Here is a 19,354-nt window from a genome sequence, read left to right on the forward strand (position 1 = left end):
GGGAGGTCCAAGCCATGACTGCTACCAGCAGCAGGATGGCCACCAACACAGCAGCGGCGCAGAACGCCAACGAGACCGGCACACCGAAAACGGTGCCGGGAGAGAGCGAGAACGACAACGCCGAGCCTCCGGGAACGAAAAAGGCCCCCGGCATGGCTCCGGGGGCCTAGTGCGTGTTTCTAAGCCTCGGTGCTGAGTACCTCGAGCCCTACGTTGGCGAAGTGGTCGAACACCGGACAGGCGAGCAGGGGGTCCAGCATTACCAGTACCTTGACGCCGTGCCCGGTGTCATAGTCGGGTCGGGTGCCGTCCACACCGTGGTAGGCGGGACATGCGCGTCGCGGCGGCCAGGCTCGCGGCCACTGAGCGTGTCCACTTGGGTGAAATTCGCTCGCGCCTGTGTGCCGCTTCTGATGTTGTGAGCGGCGCGGGGTAGTTCGCGTCTTGAGGGGGCATGCTGTGGCGGACGACGGATGCATCTTCTGTGCAATAGCGAGAGGTCAGGCGGACGCCAGCATCGTCCACGAAGATGACTCGGTGATCGCCTTCATGGATCTCCAGCCTGTCACTCCAGGCCACTTGCTGGTTATCCCCAAGGCGCACGCGGTGGGACTGGAGGATCTCCAGGAGGACGCCGGCGTCCAGGTCTGGAAAGTGGCGCATCAGCTCGGACGCGCACTGCGCCGGTCAAGCTTGCGATGCGAGGGCGTCAACTTGTTCCTTGCGGACGGCGAAGCAGCCTTCCAGGAAGTTTTCCACGTTCACCTGCATGTCTTCCCCCGCTTCGCAGGTGACCCATTCCGCATCGATGCTGACTGGCGTGTGCAGGAGCGAGACCAGCTCGACAAGACGGCTGCTGCCGTGCGTGGCGGCCTTGCTGCCCTCGACGCCGGCCCGTACTGACGACCATCGCTCTCCGGGACACGGTCTCACGTGGGGCAGTGCGTGTTCTGAAGGTGCGGCGTTGCGGATCAGGGGTTGATTCCAGGAGCTGTCCGGGCTGAGGGGCAGAGGATTGTCAACGGCCAATGCCGTCAGACCTCGCATCGGCTGCTGCTTTGGCGGCTCGCTCGATCTGCGCGTGTTGGGCTTCCCAGAAGGCCGCGTCGCGGTTCGGGATCGCGTGCTCGGCTGCTGTCCCTGTCGAACCGTCGAGATGTTCGCGCAGGATGTCGGCATGTCCGGCGTGCCGGCTGGTCTCGGTGAGCGTGTGGACCAGGATGTTGAACAGCATCACGTTGGGGCGTGGCCACCAGGGCACGTGGCCGGGGGCGTCGATGGCGAGGGCGTTGATGGTTGCGTCTGAGTGCTCCCAGACGCGACGGTAGCGGTCGGTGATCTGCTCGCGTGTCTCGTCCTCGGTCGCCCACATGTCGGTGCCATGCGCCTTGGCGTCGTCCCAGCGGGGCAGGGGTTCGGGGAACGGTCGGTCGAAGACCTCGCCAAAGTACCTGGACTCCCAGAGCGACAGGTGCTTGACCAGGCCGAGAAGGTTGGTACCCGTCGACGTCAGGGGGCGGCGGACGTCGTACTCGCTCAGCCCGTCGAGCTTCCAGAGCATCGCCTTGCGAATCTCTCGCAGATCGTTGTGCAGATACTTCTTCGCAAAATCATCGATCATGGGCCACGAGCCTGTCATGTGCGGACCATGCGCTCAAGTGGCGGTCAGCCGCTGGCCTGGGCGGGTTTCCTTGGCCAGCTGGGAGTGGCGCCTTTGCGGGCGAGGCGCCTGGTCATGAGGGTGATGGCGGCCCAGGTGATCAAGGTTTCGGAGTGTTGGATGAGCCGTTCGTAGTCCCTTGCATGGCGGCGGGCGTGCATCATCCAGGCGAGCGACCTCTCGACGACCCAGCGGCGGGGCGGCACGACGAAGCCGGAGGCGTCCTTGGGACGGCTGACCGGCTTGATCGTCAGGTTGAGGTGCTGCTTTGCCCAGTCGACGAGCTTGCCGGCGTAAGCCGAGTCGGCCCACACGATCGTGATCTCGGGGTGCATCAGGCGCAGGCGGAAGAGGACTTCCTTCGCCGCGGCGGCGTCGTGCAGGTCGGCGGGGGTGACCATGACCATCAGAGGCAGACCGCGGGTGTCGACGACCAGGTGGCGCTTGCGCCCGTTGATTTTCTTGCCTGCGTCGTAACCGCGGGTGGCCTTGGAGACGGTTTCTGCGGCTTTCACGCTCTGGGAGTCGATCACCGTGGCCACCGCGCGAGGGCCTTTGCCCATGTCGCGGCGGATCCGCCCGGCGAGCTGGTCACGGATCTGGCCGATGATCCCGGCGGCGGCCCAGCGGGCCATGAACCCCCAGACCGTGCGCCAGGGCGGGAAATCCGCAGGCAGAGCCCGCCACTTGCATCCGGTATCCACGACGTAGCGGATCGCGTCGACGATCTCGCGGCGGGGGTGCTTCTCCGGCTGGCCGCCCTTGCTGGTCTCGCAGGCCGGTGGGCAGCAGTCCTTCGAGCAGCGCCCATTCCGCGTTCGTGGTGTCCGAGGGGTAGCGGCGTCGGCGCATGGCGGGTGCCTTCGAGCGAGCGCGGCGGGGCCGCCCGCAGGGCGGTCCCGCCGCGGGTCAGGAGCTGGCGATGAGGTCGAGGGTGGACTCGATCGAGTTGAGCTGGGCGACGATGTGCTTGACCCACTTGTCGCCCGGGTGGGCGGCGGCGTGCGGGGCGACGGTGCCAGTGATGAACCGACGGAACTCGGTCAGCTTCTCCCTGACGACGGCCCGTTCGTATGCCTCCAGCACGTCCCGCTCGGCTCCGAGCTGGTAGCCCGTGGCCCTGTTCCAGGTCAGCGGGGGCCAGCCCTTCTCCGCGGCCTGGTCCTTCAGTGCGGCGAGCCCGGAATGGACCTGGCTCGGGGAGAGGTCGCTGGCGCGTACCAGCTGAGGGAATTCCAGGCCGGCGGGTCTGGCCTCGAACAGCACGAACCGGAGGGTGTCCGCGTGGCGTCTGGCTGCATCACCCCGTCGCCGTGAGGCGCGGGGCATGTCTATTCGCCCTTCAGCAGACGGGCCAGTTCGTCGTCCATGTCGACCTTGCCGGTGTCCACGGCGGTCTCGATCCAGTCCAGCGTCGCCCGCACCTTCGCGACGTTCTGGTGCACGATCGTGCGTTCGTCGTCGCTCAGGGTGCGGTCCCGCAGGCCGGGAACGGTGCGGCCGGCCGCGGCGACGAAGGAGTGGCAGGCGGTGACCAGGTCCAAAAACTCCACCGTCCGGTCGATGTGCCGGATGGCCGGGGCGACCGGGCTGGTGTCCTCGAAGTGCTCGCGGGCCTGTCGGCTGCGTTCGTTCTGGGCCTGGTTGACGTGGAAGCGGGCGGTGTCGTCGCTCATTGCCCTGAACGCGACGTCCGGCCTGCGCAGCAGGTTCGTCGCGGCCGTTGTCGCGACCGCTTCGTCCCGGGTGAACTCCTCCACCACGCGGGCCTTCTCGGCGGCCGGCACCTTCGCCGCGACTGTGGGCCGCTTGAGGAAGTCGGTGGTGACCGTCGCCGCGACCTCTTCGTCCCGGGCCAGCGAGTGGATCGCGGTGATCTTCTCCTGCGGCGACGCCGGGCGTTCGACCTGGCGGCCCACCCTGCGGTTGGCCTCATCCACCGTCCACCGCGTCCCGCCCGCGGGAGGTTTGGCGATGGTCGCGAACCGCTCGTCCTCGTTCTCGATCTGCCCAAGGATCCTGTGGACGCGGAACGACACCCCCGCCTGGCGATGTTCCCTCGGCCAGCGGGACGCCGTCCACCTGGCACTTTCCACGGTTTTGTAGGCCAGCCCGATGTCCTCGGCCAGGCGGAACAGCGTCTCGCGGACCGTGAACAGCTCCTGACCCGGCGCGGCATGCTGGCCGCCCCACCCGCGCATGGGCTCGACCTCCAGGGCGCGGTCACCGATCGTGAACGAACCCCGCGTCTGCTGTTCGACGACCTGCCGCAGCTCGGCCACGATCTCGTCATAGCGGGACTGGCTGACGGAACCGACCTTCTCGGTCTCCTCGGACATGGCTCTCACCACCCAAGTACGGGCCAGGGCACGGCACTTCGGGCCGTGACGAGACAGGACCCGCATCCGTTGCCGAGAGTCAGACCGAAAATCCTAAGATCACAACAAACGACCGCAAATGACCGGTTAGTGAACGGAGTTGGGGCCAGGATGCGTTCGGCCAGCGGTCAAGCGGCTGAGGTACCAGCGCTTGATGCCCTCGCCGGTGGCGTCGACGTACACACTGAAGTCGAAGTAGTCGGCGAGACCGACCCGAGTGCGGCCGTCCTTGCCGGGCAGGGCGGCCGGGAGGACGTTCAACCCCTCGACGATCAGGGTGTCCGGGCGACGCACGGTGAGCTTCTCGCCCGGCACTATGTCGTAGATCCGGTGGGAGTAGACGGGCGCGGACACCTCGCCCTTGCCAGCCTTGGGGATTCGACACGGTCGTCTCCCCCCGGTGGTGGCGCGCCAGCACGGCATACAGGGCCCGCTACGACGAGGCCGGCTTCCTGCGCGCTCCTGCCACACCGCAGACCTCCCCTGAGGAGGCCGAACTCGCCGAGCGGGTCGCCTCCATGGCCGACTGGCTCCTCGAGGAGCAGGCAGGGGAAGGGCGCGGCGCAGGCTCAGGCGGGGGCGTGGCACGAGGCCCGCCGCGCCTGGACATGAGCAGATGTCTGCGGAGCACCAACCGGGCACAGCACCGGGTCAGTCGAAGACGTGATCGTGACGGCGAAGCGGGCCGGCCTGGTGCAGCGGCAAAGGGGCGTCAGACCAGGGCGGCCGGGACGGCGTCGTCGGCCGCCCAGTCCCCGTCGAACAGGGCGGCGACCAGGCGTACGTCCGCTTCGGGGAGCCGGCCGGAGCGGTGCCGGGGGCGGGCCTTGGCGAGCCAGGCGCCGATCTTGACGGTGCCGCCCTCGAGAGGACTCGGCTCGGTGCCACCTTCGCCGTGGAAGCCGTCGACCATGACGCCGCACCTGGACATGGCGGGTACGCCTGGGGAGCATCCAGATCCGGCTGCACCACGAGGGCCTACGCGCCCCTCGCCTGTCTCGCTCTGCACCGCCTCGTGCAGCCCTGACCTCGCCACCAGCTACTGGGGGCCGTCCTGCCGATACGTCGAGCAGGCACCGTGCGCAGCGGCCCCGCAGGCAGGAGGAGCAGGGTTCCACTGCTGGGCCTGCGGGGCCGGTGCATCACTCACGTACCCTGCGGCGCGTCCGATACGCCCGATCCCTCCCAACCGTCCGTGTGGAAAGGCCTCTTATGCGAGTGGGGCCCGGCCGTATCCGGCCGAGCCCCATCACCTCGCACGCGTGGCGCGCTCTTCGCGCCTGGCGTCTGTCGGCTACCAGCGGTACCAGCGGCCCTTGCGGCCGCCGCTGTCCGCGGTGCGGACGACGAAGCCCAGCAGCCACACGACGAGCACGATCACCGCGATCCACCACAGCGCCTTCAGCGCGAAGCCCGCGCCGAAGAGGATCAGGGCCAGCAGAAGAACCAGAAGCAGGGGAACCATCGTTATCAACCTCCTGGCCACCAGGTGCCCTTACCTCAGGCTGACAAGCCCACAAAGAGGGAGTTACTTCCGCGAGGTACAGGGCATATGCACGGGCCTGCACGCCAGGCATCGTTCCCCGGCCCCACCCCTCATGCACCTCAGATCCGCCTCGTGAACTGCGGTGGGCGGGCCTGGGTCAGGGTGTGTCGCCGGAGCAGTGGAAGCGGCAGGTGATCCCCGGGCCTGTAGCGCACGCCCTCGGCCAGCAAGATCCGGCGCACCTGGGAGCGGCTGATCTCGATGCCCCGGTCCCGGGCGGCGGCAGCCAGCGCGTCCAAGGTCCACTCCGAGGGCCCTGACTCGTCAGCGGCCGCCACGCTCACCCCGGAGCGGGTGGAGCAGCTCTCCGCCATCGGCATGCGGTGGACCAGACGGTGAACAAGCTCCAGGACGCAGCGGCTGCTGCCTGGAGCGTACATTTAGCGTACGTAGTACGTACTGAGCACGGTGATGTCCCTCGCCAAGACTCGCCCGCCGGGGCATGTCACATCGCGAGCGCCGGGACCCCGGGGGTATCGGGCACACCGCATCCCTCTCGGGTCTGCGAGGGCGCCGCGGGCGGTGAGGTAAGCGCCGGTCCGATCAGGGGCATGACGGCCGCCAGCATCTCCGCCTTGCTCGCGGTCCCGTCCACGATCAGATCGGCCGCTGCCCGGGAGGGCGCGACATGGGCCGCGTGGCGGTCCCTGCCGGTCTGCAGATAGTTGCGCAGGGACAGTCGGGGGTCCTGTCGCTGCGCCTCGATCTTCCTGAGGATCTTGCGGGCCAGGCGTATGTCGTCGGGGGTCTCGACGTACACCCGCCACGCCGCCCGCCTCAGCACGGACGGCAGTGACAGCGCGAACAGGCCCTCGACCACCACCAGCAGCACGCCGGGGCGCTGCAGCGCTGCGTCGATGGCGTGTGCCGCCGCTGTCTCGTCGATCGATCCCGGATGATTCCAGTCGAGGACGGCGTGCCCGTCGGCGCTGACTGTCCACACACCCCTCAGGGGGTCGTGGGCGGGCACGTAGTAGTCGTCCAGATGGATCAGCGTCACGCTCTCGGGACACTGCAGCGACAGGGCCTCGGCAAGGGTTGACTTGCCGGATGCGGTGCCGCCTGCAACCGCCAGTACACCCGTCATAACGGGCGCTCCTCATGTGCTCAAAGGGGGGTGGACGAAGCGGCCGGACAAGCCGGGTCCAGGGAATGTACGGCGGTGTGATCGCCGCTGGCAAGCAGGGAGACGCGGCCCGGTTCAGCGGGGCCAGCGCTGCGATCTTCGGTTGACCTGCGCACGGTCTCGGCGACGCCGCGGACCTTCAGCGTGGCATGACGGCCCCTGAGCGCAGGCGGGACGCCGAGGGGAGCGGGCCAGTTCTCACTGCCCGGCACCCTACGGCGCGGCACTGACAACACCGCCCGGCCGAGGGGAAGGTCCAACCTCTCTCTGGCGCGCCGCCGGTCGTGGACTGCTGCGGGACGGCGGCCCGGGCGAACGTGGTGAGTCATCCGCTTCTCGTACTGCGGTGATCGGCAGGGACGTGGTGTGGTGCCCGGGCCAGCGGTCCGCGCTTCTCGAGGAGCGTGGCGGAAAGCGCTACCGCTTCGGGGTTCGCCACATTGGACAAGATGACGGAATGCCATGCCCGCACCTCGCTGACCTGCGGTGATGGGAGGTGGAGGCCTCGCGTGACGACGGCACGTCCGTGTGGACACGGGTGCCGGAATGCTCGTGATCGGCCTGGCACGCCGGGGCGGTCGGGTGCCACGATCGAGGCCTCGCCATGTTCGTCTTCTCCGCCCGCCTGGCCACGGCCGGTGCGGTCGTCGCGGTGGCCGCCGAGTGCGGCATCGCGTACCCGCTCGCCAACCGCCTCCCGGCCGGCGACGCTGTCGTCATTGTCATCGTCGTCCTGGCCGTCACCGCGCTGGCCGCGACCGGCCACGAGGTGCCCGCCGTGCTGGGGGCGCTGGCGGCCGCGGCCGCCGGCCGGCTCGCGCGGGCCCGGCTGCGGGCGTGCTAGTTGCCCTTGTCGATGGGTTTGGGAGGCGCCCCGATCCACGGTCGGGTGATGTTGATGAGTTTGGGAGGCACCAGGTCTCTTGCCAGGGCAGCATCGGGATGCTGCTGGTGAAAGGTGCTGGTGGGCCCCGGATCCGTTGCCAGGCGGGCATGGAGTTCCACGTCGAAGCGGACACCGTCGTATTCGAGCTTCTGTCGTTGTTGTCCTTCCACCGCGAAGCCGGCCGCGCGAGCAACTCCGCATGAGGCGGGATTGTTCACCCGGTGCCCAAGCTCCAGCCGGAAAAGTTCCGCGTCGTCGAAAGCCCAGCGAGCCACAGCACGGCAGGCACGGGACGCTACGCCCCGGCCACGGGCCGTTGCCGTCGTCCAGTAGGACACCCATCCAGTGGCATGGCGCCGGTCCACTGGGCCAACACACACCTGGCCGAGAACGAGGCCACCGCCGTCGACGACGGCGAAGGAATAGGAAGAGTCCGCAGCCCACTGGTCACCACGGGCCGTTAGCCACCGCTCGGCGGCCTGGACAGAATCGACCGGCTCGATGGACTGGGCACGCATGAGCGGATCCGCGAACGCGGTCATCACCGCCCGGGCGTCCTCGGCCTTCCATCTCCGCAGCACCAGGCCAGAGGAGGTATCTACACGATCGCGCACGACGCGAGTCTTCCTCAGCAGACATCGCCTGTCACGTCGGTTTCCCAGCAGTCGGTCCCCCGCCAGGGAGCCGTGCTCGTGTCGGGACGTGAACCAGCTTCCGTCACGTCAGTTCCGTCATTTGTCGTCGACATCCAAGCGACGAGCGATCACCAACTGCCTCCCAAACCCGTCCACATCTGCTGTTCCTATAGATGCACGAAGCCACAGACGGCCGAGACGACGACCAGAGCGGCGATCTGAGCCTGGATATTGGCGGAGGACAGGCCCTCTCGCAGAACACCGATCAGCACCTGCGCCGCTACGGCGAGCGCACGCATTCCCTGGCTCGGGCCGTCGTTCTTCACCAAGTTCCTCTACTTCACCGGCAAGACGGTGACGCCGGCGAACGGCCCTGAGCCGCTCGTTCTCGACCGCATCATGGCCCGGCACATGCGGTCCCTGGCATCAACGGTCGGTCGGGAAACGGGCCACGACTCCGACGGCTCGATCGCCGGCTGGGTCTGGAGGGACCAGGACTGATCACCCCACCGCTACCAGGTCTTCCTGTCGTTCCTGCACGCCGCCGTCCACCAGGCGGCGTCCACCGACGGCTGGCCGTCCGACGCCTCACCCGACCTGCTCGAATACGCACTCTTCAGCACCGCGTGGACGTGAGCATCCGGGCCCGGCACACCTGCCGCATGGAAAGCCGCACCGGCCCCCTGCGGGTACGCCCGGCGCGCAAAGACCGTGCGGCGAGGCGCCGGATGCCTGGAGTGCCACGCATGGTGCGGCGGCGCCGGCCGACTCACCCGAGGAACTCGGCGAGGACTCCGGTGACGGCGGCCGCAAGGGTGAGGACGGCGGCGAACGTGGTGGCCGCACGCATGAGGGCTGTGGGGTAAGTGGCACCGTCAAAGCGAGCCAGGGTGCCCGCGGCAGCGACGACCAGAGCCGCGGCGAGCAGGACGATGGCGATGTGGTTCACGGCAATCTCCCCGTACTGGTTGGGATGTTGACGTGGGTGAAGGTCGCAGAAACGGTGTGCGCCGTGGTCCGGCCGGACAATGATGAACACCGTTGAACACACGCACTGGGGGTGCAGGTGAGCGGGAATGCCGAGGAGCGTGAGGCGGCGCTCACCGAGCTGCGCAAACGACTGGAAGACGCCCTGGCCCACACGGGGCTGACCAAAGCTCAGCTCGCCGCCCGGGCGCATCGGTCGCGCACAACCGTCCATGAGGCCTTCAAGGACGGCGGGCGTGTTCCGTCCGGCGCGACCGTAGCGGCGCTGGCCGGCACGCTGGGCCTGTCGGCCGAGCAGAAGCGGGAGCTGCTTCAGCTGCGCCGGGCCGCGGCAGGCGAGAGGGCCGGTCCTGTGCGTGTTTGGGACGAAGAGCTCGGCAAGCCGATCGCGCAGTGGGATCCTCACGACTTGGAAGTCCATCCCGCCGGAACCCCCACCATCGCAGCCAGCTTGGGCGCCTTGGCGCAGCGGGCGCTGCCCGGCTACGTGCACCGCGCCCATGACCGCGTCCTGGCCGACGCGGTGCGCGAGGCGGCCGGGGGTCGCAGTCGGATGCTGGTCCTGGTCGGATCGTCTTCGACCGGCAAAACTCGGGCGTGCTGGGAGGCCGTCCAGCCGCTCGCTGCCTACGGCTGGCGGCTGTGGCACCCGTACGATCCGACCTCGGTCGAGGCCCCGCTCCCCGACCTCCACCGGGTGGCGCCCCGCACGGTGATATGGCTCAACGAAGCTCAGCACTACCTCGGCCACTCCCGGGTCGGCGAGCGCATCGCGGCCGCACTGCACACCCTGCTCACCGACGCCGACCGCGGGCCGGTCCTCGTACTGGGCACCTTGTGGCTCGAGTACGCCAACTCCTACATGGCCCTACCCGGCCCCGAGGCACCTGACCCGCACCGCCGGGTCCGCAAACTGTTGACCGGACGCACGCTCACCGTCCCCGACGCGTTCGACGAGGAGGCGCTCGAGGCCGCCTCCGTCCTGGCCCAAGGCGGCGACCGGTTCATGGCGGACGCCCTCACCCGCGCCCACACTCACCGACGCGTCACCCAGGACCTCGCCGGGGCACCGGAGCTCGTGCGCCGCTACGACCACGGCATCCCGCCCGTGAAAGCCCTCTTGGAGGTAGCGATGGACGCCCGCCGCCTCGGCGTCGGACTCCACCTCCCCCAGGCCTTCCTCATCGACGCCGCCACCGACTACCTCACCGACGACGACTACGACGAGCTCACCGAAGACCGGCTCAAAGCAGCTTTCGCCGCCCTTGCCCACCCCGTCCACGGCAAACAAGCCCCCCGCCCCATGCGGCGCCCCCCGGGCAGCCCGGCACCGACCAGGACGCCCACCCCGGCGGCAGGACCGGTCTTCCGCCTCGCGGACTACCTCAAACAGCACGGCCGCATGACACGCCAAAGGTTCTGCCCGCCCGCCTCCTTCTGGCACGCAGCCCACACCCATCTCACCGACCCCGAAAACCTCCGCAACCTCGCCAAGGCAGCCGAAAATCGGTATCGCCTGCAATGGGCACATCATCTTCGTTGGCAGGCCGCCGATACCGGCAGCATCGAAGCCCTGTGCGAGCTGGCGCACCTGAGGGAGCGGGCTGGGGACCAGGAGGGTGCCGAAACCCTGTACCGGCAGGCCGCCGACGCCGGCGACACCCACGCCCTGGCCCACCTGGTACAGCAGCGCCAGGCGGCTGGGGACTCGGAGGGCGCCGACGCCCTCGCCCGGCAGGCCGCCGACGCCGGCACCACCTACGCCCTGCGCAAGCTGGCGCAGCTACGGGAGGCGGCCGGGGACCGGCGAAGCGCTGATGCTCTCGCCCGGCGCGCCGCCGACGCCGGCGACGCTTACGCCCTGGTCATCTTGGCGCAGCTGCGGAAGGAGGCCGGGGACCTAGAGAGCGCCGAAGCCCTGGCCCGGCACGCCGCGGATACTGGCGGTGCCACACAGCATCTCGGTAATTGGTGGCGGTACGGGTTAGACCCAGACGGTTCACCGACCCCTCCATGGTCCTGAACACACGCCCGCCCGCAGGGGTTACGCCCGCAGTGGCGCGGCGCCAGTCCGGGCACCGATGGGTGCCCGCAAGTAACCCTCCACGGCACCCAGGGGCCGGGCAGGGTTGCGCACGGCCGCTCGGGCGAAAGGGGGCTCCCGTCCCGGCTCGGGGGTAACACGGAACTGGAGTCCTACGTCCATCTTCCTCGCCCCTCCGGGGGAGCGTCGCGGCCCTGTGGCTCGCCTTCGGGCACCTCCTGATCGCCGCGGCCGTCGTCGGCTTCCTCGTGCCTCCGCACGGCGTGGCCTGGCGGTCCTGTTCGGCGGGCTGGTGGTTGCAGCGCCCCGCTCGCTCCGGGGCGAGGGCCCCGCCTGCGCCAGCCAGCAAGGCACCACCCAGCACACCCTGCCGCCAACCCACCCAGCACACCCTGCCGCCAACTCGCTCATCCGAATGAACGCCGGCAGGAACCGGAATGGCAAACCGTTCCACCAGGACAGGGGGATGTCATGAGACTCCTGCCTCTACGACCGCCCCGGACAGGCGTTACCGCGCCGATCACCGCTGCCGTCACGACCGTCCTGGCCGCCTCACTGATCGGCCTCGCATCCGCCCACGCCGCGCCCCCCGCGGGCGCGCCCGCTGCGGTCCGGGACCAGATCGCGTGCCCGCGCGGGTTCGTGTGCATCTACCCCGACATCAACTTCAACGGACAGCCCTACGTCAAACGCGCCGTCGACGGATCCGTGCGGCACCTGCCGGACTACATCCGCGGCAAAGGCAGCTCCGTCATCAACAACAGCAGCCGCACCGCCCGCGTCTACCAGAAGGACAACTACTTCGGCCGGCACGTCTGCGTCGGCCGCGAGGGCGGCACCATCAGCGACCTGCGCTCCTACCAGCTCAACGACACCACCCACAGCCTCCGCAACAACGACACCCCCTGCGGCGCCTGACGGCCGCCCGAAGAGGGACGGGCCGACATGCCGCTTGCGCCCCCGGCCGTCCAGGTGGGCGCGAGTCCGGCGGCGCGCGGAGGTCCACCGGTAGATCGGCGGAGGGCGTCACCCGAGTCGGGGGGGCAGGGCTTACGCCAGGACGGCCGGGACCGCGTCCTCGGCCGTCCAGTCCCCCTCGAACAGGGCGGCGACCAGGCGTACATGGTCCTCGGGGAGCTGGCGAGCGCGGTGCTTGGTGCGGGCCTTGGCGAGCCAGGCGCCGAGCTTGACGGTGTCGCCGTCGACGCGGATCGTCTCGCGGGCGGCGGGGATGAGTTCAGCAACTGGTGCGCGCGAGGGTGAGGGCTTGCCAGGTGGTGAGCTGGCGGTGCAGCCAGGAGCCGATCTTCACCCCGGCGAGCTGGGTGTCGCGCGCGGATCCGGGGTTGGTGCGCACCGGCCGTGGGATGGGCTCTCCAGCTCACGGTGGGCGGTGTCTTGTTGCTGGTGCCGCAGACCACGGTGGGCCGGTTGCGGCGGTGCAGGGCCATTCAGCGCCTGTGGGGGTCATTCCAGGACAGAGGCTCAGCACATGGACGCCGGATTTCTTGTACTCCGCCCACAACACCTCCCAGAAGGACGGAACGAACGCCTTGGTGGCGCTGTAGGCCCCAGGTCCTGGGTCGGTGCGTAGGCGAGCTAGGACGCGGGCACGTGCCAGAACACGTGGGCGAGAGCGACCAGGGCATCACAGTTCAGACCCATCATCTCCAGGCTCTGCTCCAACGGAACGGTGGCGAACCTGCCGGTCACCACGAAGTCGGCGTGGCTGACCAACAGGCGGAGCCGGCCCCGCTGGTGCGGCCGCGAGAGTAGTCAGCCCCGGTGCCGTGTCGGTTCACCGCGTGTGGCCGCCCTGGACGATCGGCTGCAGGTCTCGCCAGCCTCGGGGACCAGGCGGGTGGTGGTCTTGTCGCATAGCCGAGCGCCTTCGAAGTGACGGGGGCTGGGCGCCTCGGCGGTAGTGCGTGTGGGTCGGGTGCGTCCCCCGTGCGCACCCGCCCCGGTCGGAGTGGCGGCGGGGGTCAGGGCTTGGGGGCGGGAGCGGTCGCCTGCCAGCGGGTGCCGATGGTGCGCAGCAGGTTGTCGTAGACGCCGAGGTAGCGGAAGGGCTTGATGGCCGCCATGTAGAGGTGACCGAAGGGGCCGTTGGGCTTGACGAGGACGGCCATCTGCCCGCGGTAGCCGCCGGAGCTGTCCGGGACCCAGCCGAGGTGAAGCACGCCATGCATCGTGCGATTGGCGATCTCGGCCGCCCACTCGCCCTCGGTCTCGTAGACGGTGGTGAAGCGGGGGTTGCGGGAGGACGACAGGTCCTTGCGGAGGTCGTCGGGCAGCCGGTCGCGCAGGGTCGGCACCCGCGCGCCCAGGCCGGCGTCCGGCTTGTCCCACCCGAACAGCGCACCGAGCTTCCAGCGGATCGCGAAGAGGGCGTGGGCGACGGGCGAGGTGACGAACGGCTCCTGCGCGGGGCCTGCGCCGCTGAAGAGGGCGACCAGGCGGGGCCAGTCGCCGGGGCTGCCCGGAGTGGGCAGCGCCCAGACGTCCTCGAGGCGGAAGTCGTGGGCGATGGCGTGAATGCGCCAGGGACGGGAAGTGTGGGCGGTCTTGGGAAGCCTCATGCCGAGCCCCTGTCTATACGGTGGCGTATAGACCTAGGCTAGCCCTGTGTGTACGGAGGCGTCTATACGGGTCCGTACATCCGATGAGTCGAGGAGGCACGGCATGGGAGTCACCCGTACGCCGCGCGGCGCCTGGATCGAGCAGGGGATGCGGGCGCTCGCCGCCGGTGGTCCGGAGGCCGTTCGCATCGAGGTGCTGGCGCAGGCGCTGGGCGTCAGCAAGGGCGGGTTCTACGGGTACTTCCGCAACCGGGACGCGCTGCTCGGCGAGATGCTCGACACCTGGGAGCGGGAGGCCGCCGAGGCCGTGATCGAGCAGGTGGATGCCGAGGGCGGGGACGCCAGGGCCCGGCTGGAGCGGCTGTTCACCATCACCGCGGCGGCCACCGGGCCGGTGACGGGCGTGGCCTCGGAACTGGCCATCCGCGACTGGGCGCGGCGCGACGAGGACGTGGCGGCGCGGCTGCGGCGGGTGGACAACCGGCGCATGGAGTATCTGCGCGCACTGTTCGGGGACTTCTGCCCCGACGAGAAGGAGGTCGAGCTGCGGTGCATGCTCGTCTTCTCCCTGCGGATCGGTAGCTACTTCATCGCCGCCGAGCACGGAGGGCTCAGTCGGGCGCAGGTGATGGAGCTGGCGCGGGAACGGCTGCTGGCGTAGGGGCGAAGCGCGGGCCACTACCGAGTGCTTCCCGTGGTGTGTGACTGCTTCCGGCGGTGCCCGACTGCTCACTGCTGGCCGGCCGGAGGGCGAGGGTGATGGTGATCGCACTGAGCACGGCGGTGGTGCCTGTTTCTAAGCCCCGGTTCTGAGGAGCCTGGCGGCCTAGGCTGAAGTCGTGTCCGAGGACGCCAGTCGGGCAGGCGAAAGAGAGTGCGGGGCCCGATGGGTGGCCGGCGTCGACCGCCGTACTGCTCGGCCCGGTGCAAGGTGAGGGCCTGGAGGCACTGGGCAGAACCGTTCGGCGAACGGTCACAGTGACCGCTGAGCGGTGGCTTGGCGTTCGGCGGTGATGGCGCGCTGCTTGCAGTCGTCGCACGGGTGCGGGTGGGTGTCGCGCGGGGTGTCCCATCCGGCGGGCTCGATGGTCTTCCACTGTTCGTCGGTGAACCGGGTGCCGCAGTCGGCGCACACCGGACGGCGGGCCTCTCGCTCGGCCTTGTGCTGTGCGGCGATGCGGCGCAGTTCCTCCTGGTGCTCCCGTTGGCGGGCGGCGTACTCGGCCTGCTGGCGGGCATCGTGGGCTCGCGGCGCGGGTTGCCGATCGCCTCGAGGAGGGTCTGGTTCTGTGGCCGGCGAAGCGCCGGAAGATCGCCCCGGCCGGGCCGTGCTCCTTGAGGTGCTCCATGCCGGTGACCACGATGGGCAGCTTGCCGTCGTACATGGGGAAGCCGCCCTCGTACGTGGTGCCCTTCCAGTGCTGCTGGGTTAGCTCGGCCAGCTGCCGGGTGACGGTGTCGGGGTTGCGCGGGCCGATCCGGTTGAAGCAGCGGCGGGTGTGGCTGGTCGCCGTGGCGGCCGTCGGGCGCCCACCAGCGGGTGCGCCACATCGGCCGCTCACGGCCGTCGACGTCCTTCACCTTCCGCTGGCCAAACCGCATGTACTTACCGTCGGCACCCAGGCAAGGCGCCCTCCAAGATGCTCCGGCGCGAGAACGGCGGATCACCCGGGGGGAGTCCGGATGCTCCCCAGCCCGGCCGAGCACAGCCAGCCGCCCAGGCCGCCAGGCCGAGTTCGCTCCATTAGGTGCCTGCCGGACGCCCTCGACACCCGACACGGCGCTTTTCCGGTTTTCCTCCCCCGCGTGCGGCCGGGGCGCGATTGGATGTCCTCATGACCTCCGCCGAGCACGCGCGGCTGATGCGCGCGAACCAGGCGAACTGGGACGCCCGCACTCCGGTCCACGTCACCAGCCGGTTCTACGGCCTGGACGAGGACCTGGATCCGGAGCGCTGGTTCGCCGCGTTCGAGTGGGAGGACCTCGGCGAGTTGTCCGGCCGGGACGTGCTGCACCTCCAGTGCCACCTCGGTACGGAGACGCTCGCCCTCGCCCGGCGTGGAGCCCGGGCAGTCGGCCTGGACTTCTCGGCGGAGTCCGTGACGGCCGCGCGGGACCTCGCCGCGAAGTCGGGCCTCGACGTCACCTACGCCCAGGCCAACGTGTACGACGCCGTGGCGGCGCTCGAGGGCCGGCGGTTCGACGTCGTCTACACCGGCAAGGGCGCCCTGTGCTATCTGCCCGACCTCGACCGGTGGGCGGATGTCGTCGCCAGGCTTCTGCGGCCGGGCGGGCGGTTGTACGTCGTGGAGTTCCACCCGCTACTCAACGCGCTCGGCCCGAAACCCGGTCCGGGTGAGGGACCGGAGCTGCTGCTGCGCCACGACTACCTAGGTGGCTCCGGTCCGGTGCACCGGGATGCCACCTACACCTACACCGACGGGCCGGCCGTCGAGGGCGCCACGGACAGTTACGAGTGGATGCACGGAATAGGAGAGGTCGTGAACGCGTTGACGGATGCGGGAATGGGCGTCCGGCGACTGCGGGAGAGCGACGAGCTTCCCTGGCCGCGCTGGCCGCGGATGGTCCGTACGGACTCTGGCTGGTGGCGGCTGCCCGAGCCGCGGATCCCCCTTTTATACGGCCTGCTGGCCGTTCGTTGAGCCTCCTTCCCCCGGCAGCGGTTACAGTGCGAGCAGCACGCGTGCTTGCCCCCAACCTGCACCGTGCGCAGCTGAACCCGATCGAAGAGGCGGCAGCGCGAAAGGTCCCTCCCGGGACCGCTTAACTCAGGCATGCCGGGAAGGTAGCAGAAAGCCCTCTGAACTGCTGAAACAGCGGATTTAGTTCAGTCAACACGCCGAACATGCGCACCCGCACGAAGGACATACGCCCGACCGGCACGTCCTCGAGGGCGTCCAGCGTCTCCTGGTCGACGTCGCTGTAGATGGCCATGTCCTCGGCGAGCATGTCCGCGTCGATCCGCGCGCTGACCGTCCAGACCTCCAGCGTGTCACCGAACTTGGACGCCTGGACCGGATGTTCGTGGTGGTACACGAGGCTGATCAGGGACGGGTCGGCGGGCAGCCGGGACACAGCAGGAGAGACAGTGGTCACCGCTCCAACGTAGTGGCCACCGCTGCCGGCGCCGCAGGCCAACCCGGCAGCAGCCGACACCCGGGCCGGTATCGCGAGGTGTCATGCCGTACGTGGAAGCGATCACGGCCCCGGCGGGCGGTGCCCACGCATCACGTCGCAGCGTCCGGGCTGGCTTTGACATCTCCAGAGCCTCGGAGGGTTGGCTTCTTGCCGACCCGCCACTCGAACCTGAGGTGGCGAGAGGCATGCCGGCGGACAGCCGGGCCAGTGCAACGGTCCGGCTGTCCGGTGGATCTATGCCGCGCAGCCGGTCCGGCGCTGCGCCGGGCGGTCGCGGCGTGCTGCGAACCTTGCGGCGGTGTCGGTAACGACCGGCTTGTCTCCCTTCATCGCCGCCACCGGGGGCGTGATGACGCGCTTGACGATGCCTTGAATCTCCGCGAGCGCGGCCGCGCGATCGTCGATGTCCCGCAGGAACGCGTCCCAACAGGTCAGCCCTGTCGGGTTCTTCAGCCGACGGGAGGCGGTCGCCAACGCCGCCCAGGTGGGGTAGCCACAGATCTTCGACCATGCGCGGAGCCACGGGGCGAGATCGCTGCCGCTGATGCCGCAGGCCTCCAGGAAGAGGACGTACTGCAGGAATTCCCGCGGGAGCGTACGGCCCTTGGCCATGGCGTGGGCCGTGCTGCGGGGCAGCGCCCCGTGATGGCCGGCGGCCCTTTCCATGGCGCGGAACGAAGGCTCCCCTGCCCGGCGCCACGCATCGCGCAATGCGCCGCTCAGGTCACCTTCATCCCGGGCGAACTGCGGCTTGGGCAGGACCGTCGACCGGCGAGAGCGGCGCCGGGCCTCGGCGACGGCCTCCGCCGCCTCCTTGCGCAGCCGCGACGCCGCCCGGGCAGCGTCGAGGTCGTTGCTCACGATCACGCAACCGAGGGCGTACTGGGTTGCTACCGCGGGCGAGGGGAGCGACTTCCCGCTCGCCGCGCGCTTCAGGGTCGCCGCCGAGCAGCTCGTGTGGGAGGCCAGGTCCCGGTAGGTCAGGTGCGCAGCGTGCCGCATGGACCGCAGGTGCTCCGCGAACCGGCCCAACTCGGGCACGGTGTGGTCGACTGGTTGTTCCGGACGCGCCATGAGCTCCTCAGCTTCCCGAGCCGGACGCCAGGGCGTTCAGCAGCCGCAGCAGCCGACGGCCGGTACCGCCGTTGCGGAGGCAGGCGGTGAAGAGGAACAGGACGGCCACGGCGGTCAGGCCGGACACTGCCAGCAAGGCGAGGATGGCGTGGACTGTCATGGACGTGAGCAGGCACAGTACGACCGCGGCGGTCAGGAAGCCGAGGACGACGAGGGCCTGCGCCATGCCGAAGCGCGACTGGGCCCCGAAATCGGAGACCGAGGCCTCGGAGTTCTGGTCCATGTGAGGACCCCTTTGCATGTGGGGCGGCGGCCCGGAGGCCGCCGCCTGTGCTGGTGAGAGTCGGACTGGGGAGATCGCGAGACGGCTTGGCATTCCGTCCCGGACGCGATCGTGAGTCCGGCTGGCGCCGAGGAGCACGGTCTGTTGGCATACAGTCCGCTGGGATCCCCCCGGGGCCCGCAAGCCCCTAGGTTTCCAGGGCCGGACGGGCTGTCGTTAACCCCTCTGACGTTGGCTCAGTTGCCGTCTTTATTGGCTGGCCGACGCTCTTGGCGGCACTGACCTGCGTGCTTTCTCCGGCGCTGGGGGTTGGCTCACGCTCTGTCCCGCTCGTGTTTTGGACGACGGTGGACATCGGGTTCCATGCTGGCCGTCGAAGCCGCGACTTCATACAAAAGCGGGTTCGTGCCCCTGCATGGCATCGCTGGTGAGGCTAGACCGGGGTAGATACAACATGGTCGCGATTGGCACGCGGCCCAACAGATATCGGGCCGGTGGCCGCCGCGTGGCAGCGGCCATCACCGGCCCGACGTTCGCGCACGGGGTGAGGCCGAACGGGTGCAGCAGTTCGCAGGCCTGCTGGTTCATCGGCGCCCCTGAGCCCCCGTGCAGGGCCAGACGTGCTTGATCAGCGCAGGTCTGCGACGTTCAGGCACGTGTGGCAGGAAGTTGAGCGCGGCCGGGGAGGTGGCCTGCCGTCGCATGACGGTCAGGTCAGGAGCGGGGCGAAGGCACCGGCCACGGTGGCGGTGAGGGTGATGACCGCGGCGAAGGTGACGGCGGCGCGGGTGAGAGCGGCGGGGTAGGTGGCGCCGTCCATGCGGGCGAGCTTGCCCGCGCCGGCGGCGGCCAGCAGCGCGACGACGGTCACGAGTGCGGTGGCGAGGAGGACGACGGCGACGGTCACGGCAGGCTCCCGGTACACGAAGGGGGTGTTGACGTGGACGAAGGTCGTGGAAGCGGTGTGCGCCGGGGTTCGCCGGGACGAAGATGA

The 19,354-nt window shown here is 69.5% G+C and carries 26 protein-coding genes and 2 pseudogenes; 8 read left to right on the forward strand and 20 right to left on the reverse strand.

Annotated features, from left to right (window positions below; all coding sequences use genetic code 11):
- The first annotated feature begins 14 nt into the window (after positions 1-14).
- Both JK361_RS34995 and JK361_RS35000 read left to right on the forward strand, forming a co-directional pair.
- Positions 15-170 (forward strand): hypothetical protein, encoded by a 156-nt coding sequence (locus JK361_RS34995; RefSeq protein WP_201826255.1) that lies wholly within the window; start codon positions 15-17, stop codon positions 168-170.
- A 289-nt stretch (positions 171-459) separates the two neighbouring features.
- A complete protein-coding gene (locus tag JK361_RS35000; RefSeq protein ID WP_201826133.1) occupies positions 460-903 on the forward strand; it encodes an HIT family protein in 444 nt (147 codons plus the stop codon).
- Between the two features lie 115 nt (positions 904-1,018).
- On the opposite strand, the gene JK361_RS35005 is transcribed toward JK361_RS35000, so the two are convergent.
- The 9 genes and pseudogenes from JK361_RS35005 to JK361_RS35045 form a co-directional block, all read right to left on the reverse strand.
- Complete coding sequence (locus JK361_RS35005) at positions 1,019-1,621, reverse strand: DinB family protein (protein WP_201826135.1); 603 nt, start codon at positions 1,619-1,621, stop codon at positions 1,019-1,021.
- A 44-nt stretch (positions 1,622-1,665) separates the two neighbouring features.
- Positions 1,666-2,512 (reverse strand): annotated as a pseudogene (locus JK361_RS35010) (IS5 family transposase).
- A gap of 57 nt (positions 2,513-2,569) precedes the next feature.
- Positions 2,570-2,989 (reverse strand): RacP protein, encoded by a 420-nt coding sequence (locus JK361_RS35015; protein WP_201826137.1) that lies wholly within the window; start codon positions 2,987-2,989, stop codon positions 2,570-2,572.
- 2 nt (positions 2,990-2,991) lie between these two features.
- A complete protein-coding gene (locus JK361_RS35020; RefSeq protein WP_201826138.1) occupies positions 2,992-3,999 on the reverse strand; it encodes a DUF6192 family protein in 1,008 nt (335 codons plus the stop codon).
- A gap of 171 nt (positions 4,000-4,170) precedes the next feature.
- Positions 4,171-4,410 (reverse strand): annotated as a pseudogene (locus JK361_RS35025) (type I pantothenate kinase); the annotation flags it as partial.
- A 340-nt stretch (positions 4,411-4,750) separates the two neighbouring features.
- Positions 4,751-4,951: a hypothetical protein gene (locus JK361_RS35030; protein WP_201826140.1), complete on the reverse strand. Its 201-nt coding sequence runs from the start codon at positions 4,949-4,951 to the stop codon at positions 4,751-4,753.
- A gap of 381 nt (positions 4,952-5,332) precedes the next feature.
- A complete protein-coding gene (locus tag JK361_RS35035; protein ID WP_011113206.1) occupies positions 5,333-5,503 on the reverse strand; it encodes a DUF5670 family protein in 171 nt (56 codons plus the stop codon).
- Positions 5,504-5,643: 140 nt separating this feature from the next.
- Positions 5,644-5,964 (reverse strand): hypothetical protein, encoded by a 321-nt coding sequence (locus tag JK361_RS41700; protein WP_236054130.1) that lies wholly within the window; start codon positions 5,962-5,964, stop codon positions 5,644-5,646.
- 65 nt (positions 5,965-6,029) lie between these two features.
- A complete protein-coding gene (locus JK361_RS35045; protein WP_201826142.1) occupies positions 6,030-6,671 on the reverse strand; it encodes a uridine kinase family protein in 642 nt (213 codons plus the stop codon).
- A 643-nt stretch (positions 6,672-7,314) separates the two neighbouring features.
- Here JK361_RS35045 and JK361_RS35050 point away from each other — a divergent pair.
- Positions 7,315-7,554: a hypothetical protein gene (locus JK361_RS35050; protein ID WP_201826143.1), complete on the forward strand. Its 240-nt coding sequence runs from the start codon at positions 7,315-7,317 to the stop codon at positions 7,552-7,554.
- On the opposite strand, the gene JK361_RS35055 is transcribed toward JK361_RS35050, so the two are convergent.
- On the reverse strand, positions 7,551-8,210 hold the full coding sequence (locus tag JK361_RS35055) for a GNAT family N-acetyltransferase (RefSeq protein WP_201826145.1): 660 nt from the start codon (positions 8,208-8,210) through the stop codon (positions 7,551-7,553). The genes JK361_RS35050 and JK361_RS35055 overlap by 4 nt on opposite strands.
- Positions 8,211-8,398: 188 nt before the next feature.
- Entirely contained in the window at positions 8,399-8,560 is a 162-nt protein-coding gene (locus JK361_RS35060) for a hypothetical protein (RefSeq protein WP_201826147.1), read from the reverse strand.
- Between JK361_RS35060 and JK361_RS42750 the strand changes: the two genes are divergently transcribed.
- On the forward strand, positions 8,529-8,732 hold the full coding sequence (locus JK361_RS42750) for an 8-oxoguanine DNA glycosylase OGG fold protein (protein WP_372448772.1): 204 nt from the start codon (positions 8,529-8,531) through the stop codon (positions 8,730-8,732). The genes JK361_RS35060 and JK361_RS42750 overlap by 32 nt on opposite strands.
- Before the next feature lie 268 nt (positions 8,733-9,000).
- Here the strand turns inward: JK361_RS42750 and JK361_RS35065 are convergent, their stop codons facing one another.
- A complete protein-coding gene (locus JK361_RS35065) occupies positions 9,001-9,180 on the reverse strand; it encodes a hypothetical protein (protein WP_201826257.1) in 180 nt (59 codons plus the stop codon).
- Between the two features lie 117 nt (positions 9,181-9,297).
- On the opposite strand from JK361_RS35065, the gene JK361_RS35070 reads away from it, so the two are divergent.
- On the forward strand, positions 9,298-11,241 hold the full coding sequence (locus JK361_RS35070) for a helix-turn-helix domain-containing protein (protein ID WP_201826149.1): 1,944 nt from the start codon (positions 9,298-9,300) through the stop codon (positions 11,239-11,241).
- A gap of 492 nt (positions 11,242-11,733) precedes the next feature.
- Positions 11,734-12,180, forward strand: a complete 447-nt coding sequence (locus tag JK361_RS35075) for a peptidase inhibitor family I36 protein (protein WP_201826151.1) — start codon at positions 11,734-11,736, stop codon at positions 12,178-12,180.
- 463 nt (positions 12,181-12,643) lie between these two features.
- Here JK361_RS35075 and JK361_RS42755 read toward each other — a convergent pair whose 3' ends face one another.
- From JK361_RS42755 to JK361_RS35090, 3 genes are all read right to left on the reverse strand, one after another.
- Positions 12,644-12,883 carry an SDR family NAD(P)-dependent oxidoreductase gene (locus JK361_RS42755; protein WP_201826242.1) on the reverse strand — a complete coding sequence of 80 codons (240 nt, stop codon included), beginning with the start codon at positions 12,881-12,883 and terminating at the stop codon, positions 12,644-12,646.
- Positions 12,862-12,999, reverse strand: a complete 138-nt coding sequence (locus tag JK361_RS35085; RefSeq protein ID WP_201826153.1) for a hypothetical protein — start codon at positions 12,997-12,999, stop codon at positions 12,862-12,864. The genes JK361_RS42755 and JK361_RS35085 overlap by 22 nt, the downstream gene beginning before the upstream one ends.
- A 248-nt stretch (positions 13,000-13,247) precedes the next feature.
- Entirely contained in the window at positions 13,248-13,844 is a 597-nt protein-coding gene (locus JK361_RS35090) for a DUF2867 domain-containing protein (protein ID WP_201826155.1), read from the reverse strand.
- A 103-nt stretch (positions 13,845-13,947) separates the two neighbouring features.
- On the opposite strand from JK361_RS35090, the gene JK361_RS35095 reads away from it, so the two are divergent.
- The gene (locus tag JK361_RS35095) at positions 13,948-14,505 is read left to right on the forward strand and encodes a TetR/AcrR family transcriptional regulator (protein WP_201826157.1); all 558 of its coding nucleotides are present in this window, start codon (positions 13,948-13,950) and stop codon (positions 14,503-14,505) included.
- A gap of 312 nt (positions 14,506-14,817) precedes the next feature.
- On the opposite strand, the gene JK361_RS35100 is transcribed toward JK361_RS35095, so the two are convergent.
- Complete coding sequence (locus JK361_RS35100; protein WP_201826159.1) at positions 14,818-14,979, reverse strand: hypothetical protein; 162 nt, start codon at positions 14,977-14,979, stop codon at positions 14,818-14,820.
- 700 nt (positions 14,980-15,679) lie between these two features.
- On the opposite strand from JK361_RS35100, the gene JK361_RS35105 reads away from it, so the two are divergent.
- Positions 15,680-16,507: a class I SAM-dependent methyltransferase gene (locus JK361_RS35105; RefSeq protein WP_201826162.1), complete on the forward strand. Its 828-nt coding sequence runs from the start codon at positions 15,680-15,682 to the stop codon at positions 16,505-16,507.
- 121 nt (positions 16,508-16,628) lie between these two features.
- Here the strand turns inward: JK361_RS35105 and JK361_RS35110 are convergent, their stop codons facing one another.
- The 4 genes from JK361_RS35110 to JK361_RS35125 form a co-directional block, all read right to left on the reverse strand.
- On the reverse strand, positions 16,629-16,961 hold the full coding sequence (locus JK361_RS35110; RefSeq protein ID WP_201826164.1) for a hypothetical protein: 333 nt from the start codon (positions 16,959-16,961) through the stop codon (positions 16,629-16,631).
- Positions 16,962-17,237: 276 nt separating this feature from the next.
- Entirely contained in the window at positions 17,238-18,077 is an 840-nt protein-coding gene (locus JK361_RS35115) for a helix-turn-helix domain-containing protein (protein ID WP_201826166.1), read from the reverse strand.
- 7 nt (positions 18,078-18,084) lie between these two features.
- On the reverse strand, positions 18,085-18,360 hold the full coding sequence (locus JK361_RS35120) for a hypothetical protein (protein ID WP_201826168.1): 276 nt from the start codon (positions 18,358-18,360) through the stop codon (positions 18,085-18,087).
- A gap of 709 nt (positions 18,361-19,069) precedes the next feature.
- Positions 19,070-19,267: a hypothetical protein gene (locus JK361_RS35125; protein ID WP_201826170.1), complete on the reverse strand. Its 198-nt coding sequence runs from the start codon at positions 19,265-19,267 to the stop codon at positions 19,070-19,072.
- Between the last annotated feature and the right edge of the window lie 87 nt (positions 19,268-19,354).

Source organism: Streptomyces musisoli (assembly GCF_016741855.1).
GTDB lineage: Bacteria > Actinomycetota > Actinomycetes > Streptomycetales > Streptomycetaceae > Streptomyces > Streptomyces musisoli.